The 16,069-nt window shown below is 44.8% G+C and carries 17 protein-coding genes; all 17 read left to right on the forward strand.

Annotation, left to right across the window (positions count from 1 at the left end; genetic code table 11):
* Positions 1–106 precede the first annotated feature (106 nt).
* The 17 genes from KKC1_RS13070 (at position 107) to prfA (ending at position 16,063) form a co-directional block, all read left to right on the forward strand.
* Positions 107–616 carry a TRAP transporter small permease gene (locus tag KKC1_RS13070; RefSeq protein ID WP_088554866.1) on the forward strand — a complete coding sequence of 170 codons (510 nt, stop codon included), beginning with the start codon at positions 107–109 and terminating at the stop codon, positions 614–616.
* A gap of 4 nt (positions 617–620) precedes the next feature.
* Positions 621–1,898 (forward strand): TRAP transporter large permease, encoded by a 1,278-nt coding sequence (locus KKC1_RS13075; RefSeq protein WP_088554867.1) that lies wholly within the window; start codon positions 621–623, stop codon positions 1,896–1,898.
* A 96-nt stretch (positions 1,899–1,994) separates the two neighbouring features.
* The gene (locus tag KKC1_RS13080; RefSeq protein WP_088554868.1) at positions 1,995–2,531 is read left to right on the forward strand and encodes a helix-turn-helix domain-containing protein; all 537 of its coding nucleotides are present in this window, start codon (positions 1,995–1,997) and stop codon (positions 2,529–2,531) included.
* A gap of 27 nt (positions 2,532–2,558) precedes the next feature.
* Positions 2,559–3,791 (forward strand): 2-hydroxyacyl-CoA dehydratase subunit D, encoded by a 1,233-nt coding sequence (locus KKC1_RS13085; protein ID WP_088554869.1) that lies wholly within the window; start codon positions 2,559–2,561, stop codon positions 3,789–3,791.
* Between the two features lie 9 nt (positions 3,792–3,800).
* A complete protein-coding gene (locus KKC1_RS13090) occupies positions 3,801–4,595 on the forward strand; it encodes an acyl-CoA dehydratase activase (protein ID WP_238134309.1) in 795 nt (264 codons plus the stop codon).
* A 25-nt stretch (positions 4,596–4,620) separates the two neighbouring features.
* Positions 4,621–5,808, forward strand: coding sequence for an acetyl-CoA C-acetyltransferase (locus tag KKC1_RS13095; RefSeq protein ID WP_088554870.1), 1,188 nt, complete (start codon positions 4,621–4,623; stop codon positions 5,806–5,808).
* Between the two features lie 21 nt (positions 5,809–5,829).
* Positions 5,830–6,015, forward strand: a complete 186-nt coding sequence (locus KKC1_RS13100; RefSeq protein ID WP_088554871.1) for a hypothetical protein — start codon at positions 5,830–5,832, stop codon at positions 6,013–6,015.
* A 15-nt stretch (positions 6,016–6,030) separates the two neighbouring features.
* Positions 6,031–7,500 carry a phenylacetate--CoA ligase family protein gene (locus KKC1_RS13105; RefSeq protein WP_088554872.1) on the forward strand — a complete coding sequence of 490 codons (1,470 nt, stop codon included), beginning with the start codon at positions 6,031–6,033 and terminating at the stop codon, positions 7,498–7,500.
* A gap of 71 nt (positions 7,501–7,571) precedes the next feature.
* Entirely contained in the window at positions 7,572–8,348 is a 777-nt protein-coding gene (locus KKC1_RS13110) for a flavodoxin family protein (RefSeq protein WP_088554873.1), read from the forward strand.
* A 104-nt stretch (positions 8,349–8,452) separates the two neighbouring features.
* A complete protein-coding gene (locus KKC1_RS13115; RefSeq protein WP_088554874.1) occupies positions 8,453–9,553 on the forward strand; it encodes a 2-hydroxyacyl-CoA dehydratase subunit D in 1,101 nt (366 codons plus the stop codon).
* Positions 9,554–9,577: 24 nt separating this feature from the next.
* Positions 9,578–10,375, forward strand: coding sequence for an SDR family NAD(P)-dependent oxidoreductase (locus KKC1_RS13120; protein ID WP_088554875.1), 798 nt, complete (start codon positions 9,578–9,580; stop codon positions 10,373–10,375).
* 20 nt (positions 10,376–10,395) lie between these two features.
* The gene (locus tag KKC1_RS13125; RefSeq protein ID WP_088554876.1) at positions 10,396–11,271 is read left to right on the forward strand and encodes a 3-hydroxyacyl-CoA dehydrogenase family protein; all 876 of its coding nucleotides are present in this window, start codon (positions 10,396–10,398) and stop codon (positions 11,269–11,271) included.
* A gap of 119 nt (positions 11,272–11,390) precedes the next feature.
* Entirely contained in the window at positions 11,391–12,803 is a 1,413-nt protein-coding gene (locus tag KKC1_RS13130) for a phenylacetate--CoA ligase family protein (RefSeq protein WP_088554877.1), read from the forward strand.
* Between the two features lie 141 nt (positions 12,804–12,944).
* Complete coding sequence (gene fabG / locus KKC1_RS13135; protein ID WP_088554878.1) at positions 12,945–13,685, forward strand: 3-oxoacyl-ACP reductase FabG; 741 nt, start codon at positions 12,945–12,947, stop codon at positions 13,683–13,685.
* An 80-nt stretch (positions 13,686–13,765) separates the two neighbouring features.
* The gene (gene rpmE / locus KKC1_RS13140; RefSeq protein ID WP_088554879.1) at positions 13,766–13,966 is read left to right on the forward strand and encodes a 50S ribosomal protein L31; all 201 of its coding nucleotides are present in this window, start codon (positions 13,766–13,768) and stop codon (positions 13,964–13,966) included.
* 131 nt (positions 13,967–14,097) lie between these two features.
* Positions 14,098–14,976, forward strand: a complete 879-nt coding sequence (locus KKC1_RS13145) for a DUF1385 domain-containing protein (RefSeq protein WP_305790406.1) — start codon at positions 14,098–14,100, stop codon at positions 14,974–14,976.
* Positions 14,977–14,995: 19 nt separating this feature from the next.
* The gene (gene prfA / locus KKC1_RS13150) at positions 14,996–16,063 is read left to right on the forward strand and encodes a peptide chain release factor 1 (RefSeq protein ID WP_088554880.1); all 1,068 of its coding nucleotides are present in this window, start codon (positions 14,996–14,998) and stop codon (positions 16,061–16,063) included.
* Positions 16,064–16,069 lie beyond the last annotated feature (6 nt).

A 16,069-nucleotide genomic window follows, 5' to 3' on the forward strand; every position in this document is an offset into this window, starting at 1 on the left:
AAATTAAATTGAATGGAAAGACAAGCAACATAAAGCAACATTTGCTTGTCTTTCCACTCCATTTGTATTTTACTATCAGGTTTTTGAGGAACGGGGGTACTTCAGGGTGAAAAAGATAAGCGAAGTTCTAGAAAAGTTAGCCATTTTTTTTACGGTAGCCGCAGTGGCAGTAATGACGTTAATAACTTTCGTCCAAGTAATCACCCGATACGTTTTCGGATTTTCCCTCACCTGGTCCGAAGAATTTGCTCGATATCTTTTTATCTGGATTACCTTTATTGGAGGAAGCATTGCTTTCAGGCGGTTGCAGTTGACCAGTATAAATATTATTGTCGATAAATTACCTCAAAAAGCCCGGTTCTGGATCTTGCTGGTAGCAGATCTGCTGGTCGGCGTATTTTTGGTGGTCATTGTAATTTATGGAATAAAGTTGATTTATTCGCCCGGCGTAGTCAGACAGTTAAGTCCGGCCATGCAAATTCCTATGGGTATTCCGTATATAGCGGTTCCCTTAGGAGGCTTTTTGATGTTGGTGCATAACATATGCCATATTCTGGATAAGATTGTGCAGATAAAAAGGGGACCTTCTCCTGTCGCTCAGGAGCAGAAAGGGTGAAATCATGCTAGTAGCGGTTGCCTTTGTCCTTTTCTTCGTCATTGGCATACCCGTCGTTTTTGTGTTAGGCCTAACCGGGCTGGTGCATATTTTATTGTCAGGTGAGACTGCCTTTATGATGCAGATCCCTCGTAAACTCTTTAACGCTATTGATAATTTTAATTTAATGGCTATTCCCTTCTTTATGCTGGCGGGAGAACTGATGAATCATGGTGGAATAGCCGACCGCTTGATCCGATTAGCTAAGATCTTCGTCGGGCGTGTGCGAGGTGGTTTGGCCTATGTAAATATCCTGGCCAGCATGTTGCTTGCTGCGATTATGGGTTCAGCCACGGCTGAAGCTTCGGCCATGAGTTCTATTATGGTTCCGGCCATGGAAAGAGAGGGCTATGACCGGGATTTCAGCGCAGCAGTTACTGTTGCCGCTTCTATCATGGGGCCGATTATTCCTCCCAGTATGGTCTTTATCATCTATGGGGTCAGTGCGGGGGCGTCTATAGGTAATCTGTTTTTGGCGGGAATTGTTCCGGGGGTTCTTTTGGCAATTGGGGGTTCGGCAGTGGTTTACTTTGTATCGAAGAAAAGAAATTTCCCCATTCAGTCTGACAGGATTTCGGCGGCGGAGGCATGGGAAGCAATTAAATCTGCTGCCCCGTCCCTTTTAGTTCCGGTGATCATCGTTGGGGGTATTCTGACGGGGGCTTTTACTCCGACCGAAAGCGCAGTGATCGCCTCTGCAGTTGCGTTTATTCTTGGATTCTTCTTTTATAAAGAGTTAAAACCTCGGGATATTTTCACTGTCTTATTGAATACAGGGGTGACTTCGGCGGCCATTATTTTGATAATGTCCACTGCTGGAATCTTTGGCTGGACTTTGGCTATACAGCAGGTCCCGCAGAAAATTGCCGAGATGATTCTTTCGGTAAGTAACAATCCTATAGTGGTATTGATACTGATCAATATTTTAATGCTGGTCATCGGGATGTTCATGGAAACGCTGGCGGCCATTATTATTCTGGTACCGGTATTTCTGCCTATTATTAATTATTTAAATATTGATCCCATCCATTTTGGTTTAGTCATCAGTCTTAATGCGGTAATTGGGTTAATAACCCCGCCTGTAGGATTGTGTCTTTTCATCGGTTCTTCTATCGGGAAGGTTCCGGTGGAGAGGATCAGCAGGGCAGTTATTCCCTTTGTGGTTTCTTCTGTGGCAGTTCTATTGATAGTTACTTATTTCCCCGATTTGGTGTTATATATTCCAAGACTGTTCTTTAACTAAAATTTTTGACATTTCAGAAGGATATTTATAATTTAGGTAGAAATTATACAACTAAGAAATAAAAAAATTATTTATAGTTTAAAAAGGAGAGGACATGTGACTACATTTGGACAGAGACTTCGGCAGTGTCGATTGGAAAAAGGATTAACTTTACAGGAAGTGGCACAAAAAACCGGTCTATCTTTAAACTATCTGTCCAGGGTGGAAAATGACAAGGTAAACATTACAATAAGTACCTTGCTTAAACTGGCGAAATGCTATCAGAAAAATCCCGCAAGCTTTTTCAGTGATTCTTTTAGCAACGCAGTAAGACTGGTTAGAAAAAAAGAGCGGCATAGCTTGGGACTTGATCGAGGCGCAGAGCTCCAGGTACTGTTGGTAGACGATGCCCAGAGTTTAGAAGTGCTTAAGATTGATCTTGAACCCGGCAACGAAAGCGCTGAGATGTCCTACCCGGGTGAAACATTTATTGTAGTAACAAAAGGGAAACTTACCGTTGTTGTAGACGACGAAGAGTATGTGTTGCAGGAGGGTGACTCCCTAAGGTTTGAGGGTGGCATTACCCATCAGTGGAAGAATGCTGATGAGCATTCGGTGACTTTTCTTGTTATTATGACACCCTCTAAAAGCTGAAAATCAGGTGAAGATGGGGGTTTAAACATGGCACAGGAAAGTAAAGGTACCAGGCGGTCGGTGAAGTCTCTAGGGGCAACCGCGAACATAGGAAAATTAATCAGGCAGTATTATCAAAAGGCGCACCAAGTGAAGGCTGAAGGGAAACCGGTGGCATGGATTACGGCCATCGATCCTATTGAGATTTGTTATGCTATGGATGTTTATCCTGTACTCCCGGAAAATTTTGCCGCAGTATGTTCTGCCCGGCAGGTAGCCCCCGAAATGATTGAAGCTGCTGAAGGCGAGGGCTACTCTAACGATCTTTGTTCTTATGCCCGAATTTGTCTGGGAAGCCTTTTTGGCAACCCAGGCCCATGGGGAGGAATGCCGGAGCCTGACATGCTAATTGTATCCCGCAACGCCTGTACCACGCATGTGAAATGGTGGGAAGCGATGGCCCGGCACCTGAAAAAACCGTTGTTTGTAATAGATATGCCTCTACAAATCACTGACAGGAAGTACGAAGATGACAATCCGCAGGACCTAAAGTATATTAAGGCCCAACTGATGGATCTAATTGCCTTTTTAGAGGAGAATACCGGGCGAAAATTGGATGAGGACAAACTGAGAAAGACTGCAGCGTTGTCGGACCGGGCGAGCCAGCTATGGAATGAAATTCTGGAATATCGCAAAACAGTGCCGACGCCTATGAGCGCTGCGGACTCTTTCACCGACATTTTCCCGATTGTTTGTCTGCCCGGGACGCAGGAAGCTGTAGACGCTTACGAGCAGTTATGCCGGGAAGTGGCGGAAAGAGCAAAGAAGAAGAAAGGCGTCCTGCCTGAAGAGCGTCACCGTTTATTATGGGATAATATACCTTTATGGTATAACCTTGGCCTTTACAACTACTTTGAAGAACGTGGTTCAGTATTTGTGATTGAAAGTTACAGCACTACATGGTCTGGAAGAGTGGACCCGGATGATCCGCTAACCGGATTGGCCAGAAAATGTTCCAAAATCTGGTTAAATTCCAGTCTAGAAATAAAAATCAACAATACGCTTAAACTTGCCAGGGAATATCACGTCGACGGGGCCATCCTTCATTCCAACCGCAGTTGCAAATCGTATTCCATTGGACAGGTGGATATTCAGAACGCCCTCAAAGAGCATTTAGGTATTCCTTCGATAATCTTAGAAGCCGACATGGCAGACGTGGGTAAGTATGCTGATGGCCCCGTCAAAACCAGGATTGATGCTTTCCTGGAGCTTCTAGACTGAGTTTAGGGAGTGATTGAACTGGGCTTCTTTGCAGGAATTGATATAGGGTCACAAACTTCCAAAGCCGTCATAATTAACGAACAAAAAGAAATTGTAAGTCGATGGATTTTAAAAACGGGAGCAGATGCCAGGGGAGTTGCTGAAAAGATATTTGAGCAGGTACTCAGTCATGTGGGGCTGAGCAAGAAAGATGTGACCTACTGTGTAGGAACCGGCTATGGCCGGGCAAATATACCTTATGCAGATAAGCAGATTACGGAAATAACCTGCCACGCCAAGGGGGCACTATATTTTTTCCCCGGAGCAAGATCAGTTATTGATGTCGGCGGTCAAGACAGTAAAGTAATTAAATTAGATAAAAACGGAAAAGTTTTAGATTTTTCTATGAACGAAAAATGTGCTGCAGGAACCGGACGATTTCTGGAAGTCATGGCCCAAGTATTGGAGATAACCTTGGCGGAAATGGGGAGACTCGCCCTTCAGTCCACTAACAAGATTCATATCAGTAACACCTGTACAGTATTTGCAGAATCAGAGGTAATTAGTCAAATCCACGCAGGAACTCCTAAGAGCGATATTATCGCTGGCTTATGTGAAGCTATTGTCAGTAGGTTAAAAAACCAGGCCCATCGATTAAAAATCACCAGGCCGGTGGTAATGACCGGTGGCGTGGCCAGGAATGAGGGTGTCGTGCGTGCCCTGGAGGAAGCTCTCAGTTGCGAAATTCTGGTTCCTGAAGAACCTCAAATTGCAGGTGCCGTTGGAGCTGCGTTATTGGCTAAAGAACTAAGTGCGAAACTATAAATTATCTGGGAAAGGGGGGGGAGCAATGACGGTTCCTGTTATCGTGAGTGGCGTGCGTACTCCCATCGGGTCCTTCGGTGGCTCACTGGCAAGTCTCACGGCTGTTCAGTTAGGGGAAGTAGTAGTACGAGAAGCGTTGGCCAGAGCGAATATCGAAGCTGGAGAAGTTGATGAAGTAATTTTAGGAAATGTTTTTCAAGCAGGAGTGAGGGCTAACCCGGCGCGACAGGTAGCAGTAAAGGCAGGGCTTCCTGTAGAAGTGCCGGCCCATACTACCAATAAACAATGCGCTTCAGGGATGAAGGCAGTCACTTTGGCCGCTCAGGCCATCCGCTGTGGAGATGCTGACGTGGTTGTCGCCGGTGGTACGGAAAGTATGAGCAACGTCCCTTATCTCCTTCTAGGAGCCCGCTGGGGATACCGAATGGGCGCAGATAAACTTTACGACAGCATGCTATGGGATGGTTTAGTATGCGCCATAAAAGATATTCACATGGGTGTTACCGCTGAAAATGTTGCTGAAAAATACGGGATATCGCGGGAGGAACAGGATCAACTGGCTTTAGAGAGTCACCTGAGGGCATTGCGCGCTATTGAAGAGGGAAAGTTTAGAGAGGAAATCGTACCGGTAAAAGTGACATTGCGGAAAGGCGGAGAAAAAGTAGTTGAAACTGATGAACATCCCCGCAAGGACATTAGTTTAGAAAAGCTCCGAGCATTGAAACCGGTATTTAAACCAAACGGGACAGTCACTGCAGGTAATGCATCGGGAATAAACGACGGAGCTGCGGCATTAGTGTTGATGAGTGAAAAGAGGGCTTTAAATTTAGGAGTTAAACCGATGGCCAGAATAGTTTCCTATGCTGCAGCGGGAGTGGACCCGGCCATAATGGGTATTGGACCTGTTGAAGCGGTCCGTAAAGCACTAAGAAAAGCAAATCTATCTCTGGAGCAGATTGATCTAATCGAATCCAATGAGGCTTTTGCCGCTCAAGCCATAGCGGTGGCCAGGGAATTAAATTTTGATATGAATAAAGTTAATGTTAATGGAGGTGCCGTTGCACTAGGTCATCCAGTAGGTTGTACCGGCGCGAGGATCATTGTCACTCTGCTCTATGAAATGAAAAGGAGAAAAGCCAAGTTCGGTTTGGCTACCCTATGTATAGGCGGAGGGCAGGGCCTGGCTGTAATTGTGGAACTTTTAGATTTTTAAAAAGAGGGGAGGAGGGATTGGATGAAGGTTGAGTTGGAAGAAATTATCAAAAAGTTAGAACAGGTTAACGCCCTTCTGGCGGAACTGGAACAATTGGCTATTGAAAAGAAAATACCGTTTCTTGAGCGAAATGTCCACAAAGCTCAGGCCCCCATCCAAGTTGCCTTAAGTTCCTGTGGAAAGCCTATCTGCGAATACGAGCAGTAATGGGGAGGGGATAAAGTGTACTTACCTTTTCTGGGGAGAGAAGGAAAGATTCCACCGTTTTTACGGCGAGCGGGAAGGAAAGAGGACAGTTATAACAAATACTGGAATCCATATATTGAAACCCTTTCCTTAAAAGAAATAAGAGAGATTTCATTCCGCAAACTGCAGGCTCAGCTTAAATGGCTGTATGAAAATAATAAGTTTTACAGGCAACTTTGGGACAAGCTGAAGATATCCCCTGACGATATTAAAACTCCGGACGATGTAAGACGTTTACCGATCATGACGCGTCGGACGGGGGAGCTACCTCAATTTGTGCAACTGGAAGCGGAGTTAGAGAGACTTTATTCTTTGGATAAAGAGTCTCCTAACTATAAGTGGCAATATGGTGATTTTTGTACTTGGGGTGACCGACCAGAACTTTTAGCCCAGCACCGCCAAACTTCCGGAACCACTGGTGGTACACCGGCACGTATGGGAGATACCATGCGCGACTGGGAATATGCGCAGGAAGGTTGGTGTATTGCTCACTGGGCCCAAGGAATTCGGCCTTATGATATGGCCACCTGGTTTGCTAGCTACGGTCTATTCATTATGTGGGTATCCTTCTATAGCATGGAAAAGATGGGTGCTCAAATGATCCCCGCAGGTGGAATGGATACCAAAACTCGTATTAATATGTTGACCCGTGTACCCATCACCGTACTTTGTACTACTCCTACTTATGCTGCCTACATAGTCGACGTAGCTGAGGAAATGGGGGTCGACCTTAGAGAGGAAACCTCGGTGCGCATAATCACCATGGCCGGTGAGCCTCTGACCCAATCGGCCAAGAAGAAGATTGAAACCGGCTGGGGAGCGAGAGCATATGATACTTATGGCTCCACGGAGACAGGCTTGGTTTGGACTTTCGAATGTGCCGATGATTATCCTAGCGGCAATCTCCATGTAATAGAAGACTTAATGTATGTAGAGGTTCTTGATCCTAATACTCTGGAGCCAGTCAAACCGGGGGAACTGGGTGAGGCAGTAATAACTCATCTAGGACGTTCATCAACACCGGTAGTCAGGTTTAGGACGCATGACCTTGTTCGCGTAACCGAAGAGCCTTGTAAGTGTGGTAGAGGTTATGCTCGGTTCATTGGTGGTGTACTGGGTCGTTCCGACGATATGTTTAAGGTGAAAGGCACTATGGTATTTCCTAGCTTAATTGAAAATGTAGTGCGAAAATTTAAAGAAGTTGATGAGTTTCAAGTGATAGTAGAGGATGCTCCATCCGGAGTAGGTAAAGTTTTCCGGTTAATCATAGACCCGCATCCTTCAGTTTCTCCCAATACTTATGATGAACTCAAAGAACGTATTAGGCAACAGTTTAGAACTGACATCTATGTGCGACCGGAAGAAGTAGAAATAGTCGCTCCCGGTAGTTTACCCAGGTTTGAACAAAAAGCTAAACGTATAACTTTCGCCAAGAAAGAGAAGTAAGCCTAAATTTTGATTGGCGCCAATCAAATTATGAGAGATTTAGAAAAAACAAACAAAAAGGAGGAATTAAGATGGTTCCAAAAATCAAGATATTTGCTATCTGTGGTAGTCCCATAAAAGGGGGAAATACTGAAACTTTCTTAAAGGAATCATTAAAGGTTTGTGATCAGGTTGAGGGAGTAGAGTATGAATGGGATACTGTAGCAGGGAAAGAGATTAAAGATTGTAACCAGTGCAACTGGTGCATTACCAAAGCCTATGAAGGAAAATACTGCGCCATTGAAGATGATATGCAACCATGGTTTCCCAAAATTGCCGATGCTGATGCTATCATACTGGCGACGCCCGTTTACATTTCCCGTCTCTCCGGATACATGGCAAATGTGCTTGACAGAATGCGTGCCTTCATGTTCGGGAACTTCCGAGGCACTTTAAAGAACAAGGTCGGAGCAGCACTTGCCGTGTCCTGGTTGAGAACCGGAGGTATTGAAACAGCGTTACTGAGTATCTACGAAGGATTCTTATGTGACGAATTGTTACCTGTGAGCGTTCATCATTCTGGTGCGTTCTATGGGGCTGGAGCCTTTTCCAGTATAGGCGGTACTAGTAAGTTTGATCCCAAGGATAAATTACAGGTTTTGAAAGATGAATGGGGTTTGAAGCAGGGTAGAGATATTGTCCTGAGAGTAATTGAAGTAGCCAGGATCGTTAAAGCTGGAAAAGAGGCGCTGGTTAAGAACGGTATAGATCCTCACTTGCTCTCTATCTCCAAAGAGGCCCGTGTCCTGGAAGCCAGAAAGAACCTAGCCCTGTCCGAGGCGCAGTATAAATTGGAGCAAGAAGTTTAATTGTTGGTGAGGATTAATCCTCACCAACATTTTACCTTAATTTTTTACAAAGCTTGTTGCGGAGGTAGGGATCAGGAGATTTTCATGGGGAAGGAGTTGAACCAATGCGTAAAAACTTGGACGCCATCTGTGATCACCCGGAGGAGGTTGCCAGGAAATATAAGGACCAGGGTCGTAGCGTGATGGGCTATCTCTGCACTTATACTCCGGAAGAAACTCTGTATGCTGCAGGATTTATCCCTGTCAGGCTGAGAGGACACACGGAAACCATCTCTCTGGGGAATGATTATTTGCCCAGTTATACCTGTTCCTATATCAGGAGCGTGCTCGACCAGGGCTTAGCAGGGAAATGGAATTGTTTGGCAGGATTCGTTGCTCCTCATACCTGTGATACCGTCTTCAATTCCTTTCAGGTATGGCAGAGAAACGTCCCAACTCCTTATACCTATCTTATCCGTTTTCCCCATGTGTCAGGACCGGCTGCTTTGGAATTTCTGATCGAAGAATTCAAGAACATAATTCATTCGCTTGAAGTTTTCACAGGTAGGGAAATCACCAACGAACAACTGAACGAAGCCATTGAGGTATATAATGAAAAACGTCGCTTGCTAAAAGAGGTGGATTTAGCTAGAAGTGAAAATCCACCGCGATTGAGGTCAACAGAAGCAATGCAGTTAACCCTGGCCTCTATGTATCTGGATGTAGTTGAGGCCAACCAATTACTACGGCAATATTTAGAGGATAACGGCAATAACACCAATAATTTCCAAAGAAAGCGGCTTCACCTGTCCGGGAGTTGCCTGGTGGATCACCGGTGGGTTACTCTTATTGAAGAGTGTGGTGGCCAGGTTGTCAGCGACGATCTTTGTACCGGGAGTAGATACTATTGGCAAGAAGTAAAAACGGGAAAAAACCCGTTAGAAGCCCTAGCTGAACGTTATATAAACAAAATTCCTTGCTTCTGCGTACACCCCACCCAGAGACGGTTTGATTTAATCAAAAAGTTGGTGCTGGAAAGACAGGTGGAAGGAGTAGTAATTTTGTTACAGAAGTTTTGTGACACATATTTGTTTGAATATCCAGCTATTAAGGAAATGCTTGATGAACTAGGTGTTTCTAGCTTATTTATTGAGGTAGAACAAGGGATGAGTTCTACTGGGCAGGTGAAAACAAGAATAGAAGCCTTTATTGAATCCTTGAAATAATCAATATTTGGCAGGAGGGGTTATATGTTTCCGGACAAATTCAGGTTGACAGACCAGGTTGCCCTTGTTACGGGAGCAAGGCGAGGAATAGGCCGGGCGATTGCTAAGGCCTTGGCCGAGGCTGGAGCTGACTTGGTTCTGGTTGCTCGGAGCGATTGCAGTTCGGTGGCTGGAGAAATCGAGCAAGTCGGAAGAAAAGCTATTACGATTACTGCTGACCTCACCGAAGCTGATGCGCCGGAAAAAATAGTGGAAGGTGCAGTTAAAGAATACGGTCGGCTAGATATTTTGGTCAACAATGCGGGGATTTGTCCCTTTCTTGCTCCCGCCGAGCAAATCAGGGAAAGTGGCTGGGACAAGATCCAAGACGTCAATTTAAAGGCTGTCTTCCGCTGCTGTCAGGCCGCATCAAAACAAATGATGAAACAGAGAAGGGGAAAGATTATTAATATCGCTTCTGTGGCAGGGATCATCGCAGACCCCGGTGCTTCTGCTTATGCTATTTCTAAAGCGGGAGTTATCAGTTTGACGAAGAACCTGGCATTTGAATGGGGGCGCTACAACATTAATGTAAATGCAGTAGCACCCGGATTTATAGGAGCAGGTATGAACGAGAAGATTGCGACCATGCCGGAAATTTCAAATATGATGAAAGAGCGTACTGCACTAGGACGTGCCGGCCAGCCAGAAGATGTAGCTTGTGCAGTGGTATTTCTTGCTTCCAGCGCGGCTGATTACATTACTGGGGAGACCTTGGTAGTTGACGGGGGCTTTGTAGGATATAGCTCGGTTAATATCGCCAGCCTCCTAGGTAAATGCTAATAGAGGTAAGGAGGGATATGGTGATCAAAACAATTTTTGTCGTAGGAGCGGGACTGATGGGCAGCGGTATTGCTCAGGTCGCGGCTCAAGGCGGTTATCGAGTGGTAATGCATGATCTTAACGACCAGATTTTGCAGAAAGGCATGGAAAGCATTAAAAATTCGCTGGAACGCTTTGCGAAAAAGGGTAAAATTTCGGAAGGTGAAGTATCAGAGATTATAAATAGGATAGAAACTACCACTGATCTAACTAAAGCTGCTGAAGCCGAATTGGTAATAGAAGCGGTTTTCGAAAACCTAGAGATAAAGAAAGACGTTTTCAGCAAATTGGATAATATTTGTAAGCCTGAAGCTATTTTAGCTACCAATACTTCGGCCTTATCCATAACCAAGATTGCTGCAGCTACCAACCGTCCAGAACAAGTGGTAGGTATGCACTTCTTCAGTCCCGTGCCTATGATGAAATTGGTAGAAATAATTAAAGGAGTTCGGACGGCGGATACCACTGTAGCGATAGTCAAGGAAGTAGCAAAGCAGATGGGGAAGGAGCCGGTAGTAGCTGGAAAAGATTTTGGAGGTTTTATCGCCAACCGGGTGGCACTGCCTTACATGCGGATGGCTATCGTGGTCTTAACCGAGGGGATCGCTTCCAAGGAGGAAATAGACCAGGCTATGCGGTTGGGATATGGCTTTCCCATGGGTCCGCTGGAGTTGGCTGATTTAACCGGGCTTGATGTACTTTTGCATTCACTGGAAGGAATATATAACGATTTGCAGGATCCGGCTTATGCTCCTCCTCCGCTGCTAAAAAGAATGGTAGAGGCCGGACTGCTGGGTAGAAAGACCGGGCAGGGTTTTTACCGGTATGATGCGCAAGGGAAACGATTACCTGATTGAGAAATATAAGATTTCGGCAAGATTCATGGGGAAAATTAATCAATTTACCTAAAGGAGATCGAACTTTTAGACAGAATATTTGGATTCGGAAAGCAAATTAAGAAACCTGGAGGGGTATTATGTACTTACCGTTTTTAGGAAGGCCTGGTAAACAGCCCAGTTCCATGAAGAACGCTAAAAGAGTTGACTATAACAAATACTGGAATCCCTATACGGAAACTATGCCGTTGGAAAAGTTGCGAGAGCTATCATTTAAAAAGGTGCTAGCACAGATTAAATGGCTATACAATAACAACTCTTATTATTACCAACAGTGGTCGAAACGAAAAATTAAACCTGAAGACATCCGTACCCCTCGGGATATGCAAAAATTACCTTTTATGATACGCAACTTAGGTGGCGGTGGTAGGGAGCAAAATGATGGTGGATACGACTACATTGTTTTGGATGAATCCATCTGTACGTGGCCTGATCAACCTGAATTGTTAGCTCAGTTCCACCAAACTTCAGGTTTTACGGGAGTTAATCCTGTCCGTATGCTAGATACTTTACGAGACTGGGAATATGTTCAAGAGGGTTGGTGTTTGGCGCATTGGGCACAAGGGATAAGACCTTACGATGTGGCGACCTGGTTTGCCAGTTATGGCCTATTTATTATGTGGGCTGGTTTCAATGCTCTGGAGAAGCTTGGTTGCCAGATCTATCCTGCCGGAGGAATGGATGCAAAAACACGTATTCAGTTATTAAGAAAATCACCTATTACGGTAATCTGTACTACACCCAACTATGCGCTGTACCTAATTGACGTGGCGGAAAAAATGGGCGTAGATTTAGTTACTGAAACCAATGTCAGAATTATTACCATGGCCGGAGAACCTTTATGCTCAGGGCTAAAAGAAAAGATAGAGCGAGGCTGGGGCGCAAGGGCATATAACTCCTACGGTTCGACGGAGTCCGGGTTAGTTTGGGCTTTTGAATGTGCCGAAGGGTATCCTCATGGAGATCTACATGTAATGGAGGATCAGATTTATGTAGAAATTATTAACCCTGATACTCTGGAACCGGTGGAGCCTGGTGAAGTTGGCGAATTAGTTATTACTCATTTGGGCAGATCGGCAACTCCAGTAGTTCGCTACAGGACAAGAGATTTAGTTGTACTAAGCGAAGAGCCTTGTAGTTGCGGGAGAGGATATGCAAGGTTTGTAAAAGGAATTCTAGGTCGAGTTCAAGAGACTTTTAAAATTAAAGGTCGCATAGTTTTTCCTATTGAAATTGAGGACCTGATGCGTAGCTTCGAGGAAGTAGAAGAGTACCAGATAGTGGTTAAGAGTAAAGGGCAGAATTCAGACGTACAAATAATTGTTGATCCGAAACCATGGGTGAATGTGGAAACCTTTCCTCAATTAAAGAATATGATAGCAGAAAAATTCTTTGAGACTTTTAGAGCTCATCCAGCTTCAGTTGAAACGGTGCCGCATGGAACATTGCCTCGGTTCGAAGAAAAAGCTAAACGGATTTCAATTTCCAAGTAGAATTAAAGGGCTTCTTTGAAGCCTTTTAATTATATAGCATAGCTGATATAAATTTGCCTGGAAAAGTGGATTGGCTTTTAATAAAGGTAATTGAACGATAACATGAGCAAGAATAATTTAACGAGAACGGGGGATTAAGGAATGCGCTTGAAGGATAAAGTAGCCATAATTACGGGAGGGGCCAAAGGAATTGGGGAGGAAACTTCGTTGCTCTTTGCCAAAGAGGGGGCGAAAGTAGTTATTGTCGATTATGACGAAGAGGCGGGGAAGAGCGTGGTGAAAAAGTTAGAGGAATTAGGAACTGAAGTCTTATTTTTTGAAGCAGATGTTACGGATCGAGAAAGTATACAACAAATTACAGTGAAAACCAAAGAGAAATTCGGCAGAATAGATATACTTATCAATAACGCCGGGATAACAGCGGATGCTTTTCTAACAAAAATGTCTGAAGAACAATGGGATAGAGTTATAGCAGTTAATCTCAAGGGTGTGTATAATTGTACCCAGGCTGTAGCTCCTGTAATGTTAGAACAAGGTTCAGGAGTAATACTAAATGCTTCTTCAGTAGTGGGAATATACGGTAATATAGGCCAGACAAACTATGCTGCTACCAAGGCGGGAGTTATTGGTATGACCAAGTCCTGGGCCAAAGAGTTGGGACCAAAAGGTATCAGAGTGAACGCGGTAGCACCGGGGTTTATAGTAACGGACATGACCGCAAAGGTACCGGAAAAGGTATTGGAATTTATGCGGTCAAAAACACCACTGGGACGGTTAGGCCAACCCAGGGATGTAGCGGCCGCATATTTATTCCTTGCTTCTGACGAAGCTTCTTTCATTAACGGACAAGTTTTAGGGGTTGATGGGGGACTGGTAATCTAGTGTCAACTGTATTTGCAATCACGCTTATACTATGCTATAATACATAACGTTTGAAAAAGAATACATTTGAGGTGAAAGTGATGAAAAAAGGAATTCATCCTAAATATGAAAAAACCACTATTACCTGTGCCTGTGGCAACGTCATAGAAACTCGTTCTACCAAAAAGGATATCCGTGTGGAAGTTTGTTCCAATTGTCATCCTTTCTACACTGGCGCGAGACAACGGGTAGTCGAAAAGGGTGGCCGTATAGAAAAATTCAAAAAGAAATATGGCCTGTAAACCCGCGGAAAGGTGGAGCCACGGCTCTACCTTTTCTTTTGCTACCGCTACAATTTTCTGGTCAAAGGAGCGGACCTTTTGCTATAATACTTTACGTAATTGTGTTGTCGGCCGTAAGGAGTTGAAATTAAGTGCCTAATATTCATTACGGGGGACAGGCTGTTATTGAGGGAGTAATGATGCGGGGCCCAAACGAAATGGCCGTAGCAGTGCGCAAGAATACCGGCGAGATTGTGGTGGAAAGAGAAACTATCAATTCGCTGGCGAATCGTATACCCATTTTTAAGTGGCCTTTGTTACGGGGTTTTCTGGCCTTGATGGAAGCCCTGGTTATCGGGATTAAGGCCCTTACTTTTTCTGCCAATCAGGTAGCCGAAGAAAAGGAGCAATTGAGCACACTGGAAATTATCATTACCATAATTTTGGCCTTAGGAGCGGCCTTGCTGCTTTTTGTTGTGCTGCCCACTTCCTTGGCCCACGGGTTAAGAGCTTATATGTCGGAGTTCTGGCTGAACCTGGTGGAAGGCATTTTAAGAATCGCTATTTTTCTGGGTTACATTGTAGCAATTTCCCAGATGAAAGATATTCAGCGCATCTTTGCCTATCATGGAGCGGAACACAAAGTTATCGGCGCTTTTGAAGCGGGGGAAGAACTGACGATAGACAATGCGCAAAAGTTCTCTACCCTGCACCCCCGTTGTGGAACCAACTTTCTGTTAATAGTTATGTTGCTTACTATACTGGTTTTTTCTTTCTTAAGTTATTCTAATCTGTTATGGCGGGTTTTATCGCGAATTTTTCTGATGCCTTTAATTGCCGGCGCAGCCTATGAAATTATTAAACTGGCCGGCAGGTATCCTAATTCCAAACTAGTGCATACTTTAATTGCACCGGGACTCTGGTTGCAGAAACTTACCACCCGGGAGCCTGACGACGAACAGGTTGAGGTTGCTTTAGAAGCGCTTAAAGCTCTTATTCCAGAAGGTAAAGAAGACTCTACCGATGGCTAGCATTGGGAGGTGAGTACTAGTGTTCGAAAAACTACAAAACATTGAGGATAAATACGAAGAACTGGGGAGACTTCTCAGTGACCCGGAGGTTATTGCCGATCAGAAACAATACCAAAAACATGCCAAGGCTCACGCAGCTCTATCAGAGATTGTGAATGTCTTCAGAGAATACAAGAAGGTTTGCAAAGATTTACAGGAAGCCCGGGAACTTTTGGAAGACGACCTGGAGAAAGATTTTCGAGAAATGGTAGAAGCGGAGTTTGAAGAACTGGAGGAAAAAAAAGCCCGGCTGGAGCGAGAGCTTAAAATACTGTTGTTGCCTAAAGATCCCAATGATGAGAAAAACGTGATCATGGAAATTCGAGCCGGGGCCGGCGGGGAAGAGGCGGCCCTTTTTGCCGGGGACTTGTTCCGTATGTACAGTCGATACGCGGAAAACCAGGGTTGGCGAACGGAAATTTTAAGTTCCCACCCAACCGATATGGGAGGGTTCAAAGAAATTATCTTTCTCGTTGAAGGCCACGGTGCTTACAGTAAACTAAAATTTGAAAGCGGAGTACACCGGGTCCAGCGGGTACCGACTACAGAATCCGGAGGGAGAATTCACACTTCCACGGCAACTGTCGCCGTACTGCCGGAAGCGGAGGAAGTGGATATAGAAATTGACCCTAAAGACCTGCGCATTGATGTTTTTTGTTCCAGTGGACCGGGGGGCCAATCGGTAAATACTACCCAGTCAGCCGTGAGAATTACGCATTTGCCAACCGGAATAGTGGTGACCTGCCAGGATGAAAAGTCTCAACATAAAAATAAAGATAAGGCTATGAGGGTTCTCAGGGCGCGTCTACTGGATAAACTCGAGCAGGAACGGCAACAGGAGCTGGCTAATGCCCGCAGGAGTCAGGTGGGGAGCGGTGACCGCAGTGAACGAATTAGAACCTATAATTTCCCGCAAAACCGCGTAACCGACCATCGTATTGGGCTGACGGTGCATAAATTAGAACAAGTGTTGCAGGGAGAATTGGAAGAAATCATTGAGGCTCTGATTACTACTGACCAGGCGGCTAAATTAGAAGAAATGGAGTAATCTTCT

It is taken from the genome of Calderihabitans maritimus (assembly GCF_002207765.1).
Classification (GTDB): domain Bacteria; phylum Bacillota; class KKC1; order Calderihabitantales; family Calderihabitantaceae; genus Calderihabitans; species Calderihabitans maritimus.

What these genes read in the sequence shown, in the direction of transcription:
- KKC1_RS13120 (WP_088554875.1), top strand. Translation starts at nt 9,578, where the DNA reads ATGTTTCCGGACAAATTCAGGTTGACAGACCAGGTTGCCCTTGTTACG.
- fabG (WP_088554878.1), top strand. Translation starts at nt 12,945, where the DNA reads ATGCGCTTGAAGGATAAAGTAGCCATAATTACGGGAGGGGCCAAAGGA.
- KKC1_RS13130 (WP_088554877.1), top strand. Translation starts at nt 11,391, where the DNA reads ATGTACTTACCGTTTTTAGGAAGGCCTGGTAAACAGCCCAGTTCCATG.
- rpmE (WP_088554879.1), top strand. Translation starts at nt 13,766, where the DNA reads ATGAAAAAAGGAATTCATCCTAAATATGAAAAAACCACTATTACCTGT.
- KKC1_RS13100 (WP_088554871.1), top strand. Translation starts at nt 5,830, where the DNA reads ATGAAGGTTGAGTTGGAAGAAATTATCAAAAAGTTAGAACAGGTTAAC.
- KKC1_RS13085 (WP_088554869.1), top strand. Translation starts at nt 2,559, where the DNA reads ATGGCACAGGAAAGTAAAGGTACCAGGCGGTCGGTGAAGTCTCTAGGG.
- KKC1_RS13115 (WP_088554874.1), top strand. Translation starts at nt 8,453, where the DNA reads ATGCGTAAAAACTTGGACGCCATCTGTGATCACCCGGAGGAGGTTGCC.
- KKC1_RS13075 (WP_088554867.1), top strand. Translation starts at nt 621, where the DNA reads ATGCTAGTAGCGGTTGCCTTTGTCCTTTTCTTCGTCATTGGCATACCC.
- KKC1_RS13110 (WP_088554873.1), top strand. Translation starts at nt 7,572, where the DNA reads ATGGTTCCAAAAATCAAGATATTTGCTATCTGTGGTAGTCCCATAAAA.
- KKC1_RS13095 (WP_088554870.1), top strand. Translation starts at nt 4,621, where the DNA reads ATGACGGTTCCTGTTATCGTGAGTGGCGTGCGTACTCCCATCGGGTCC.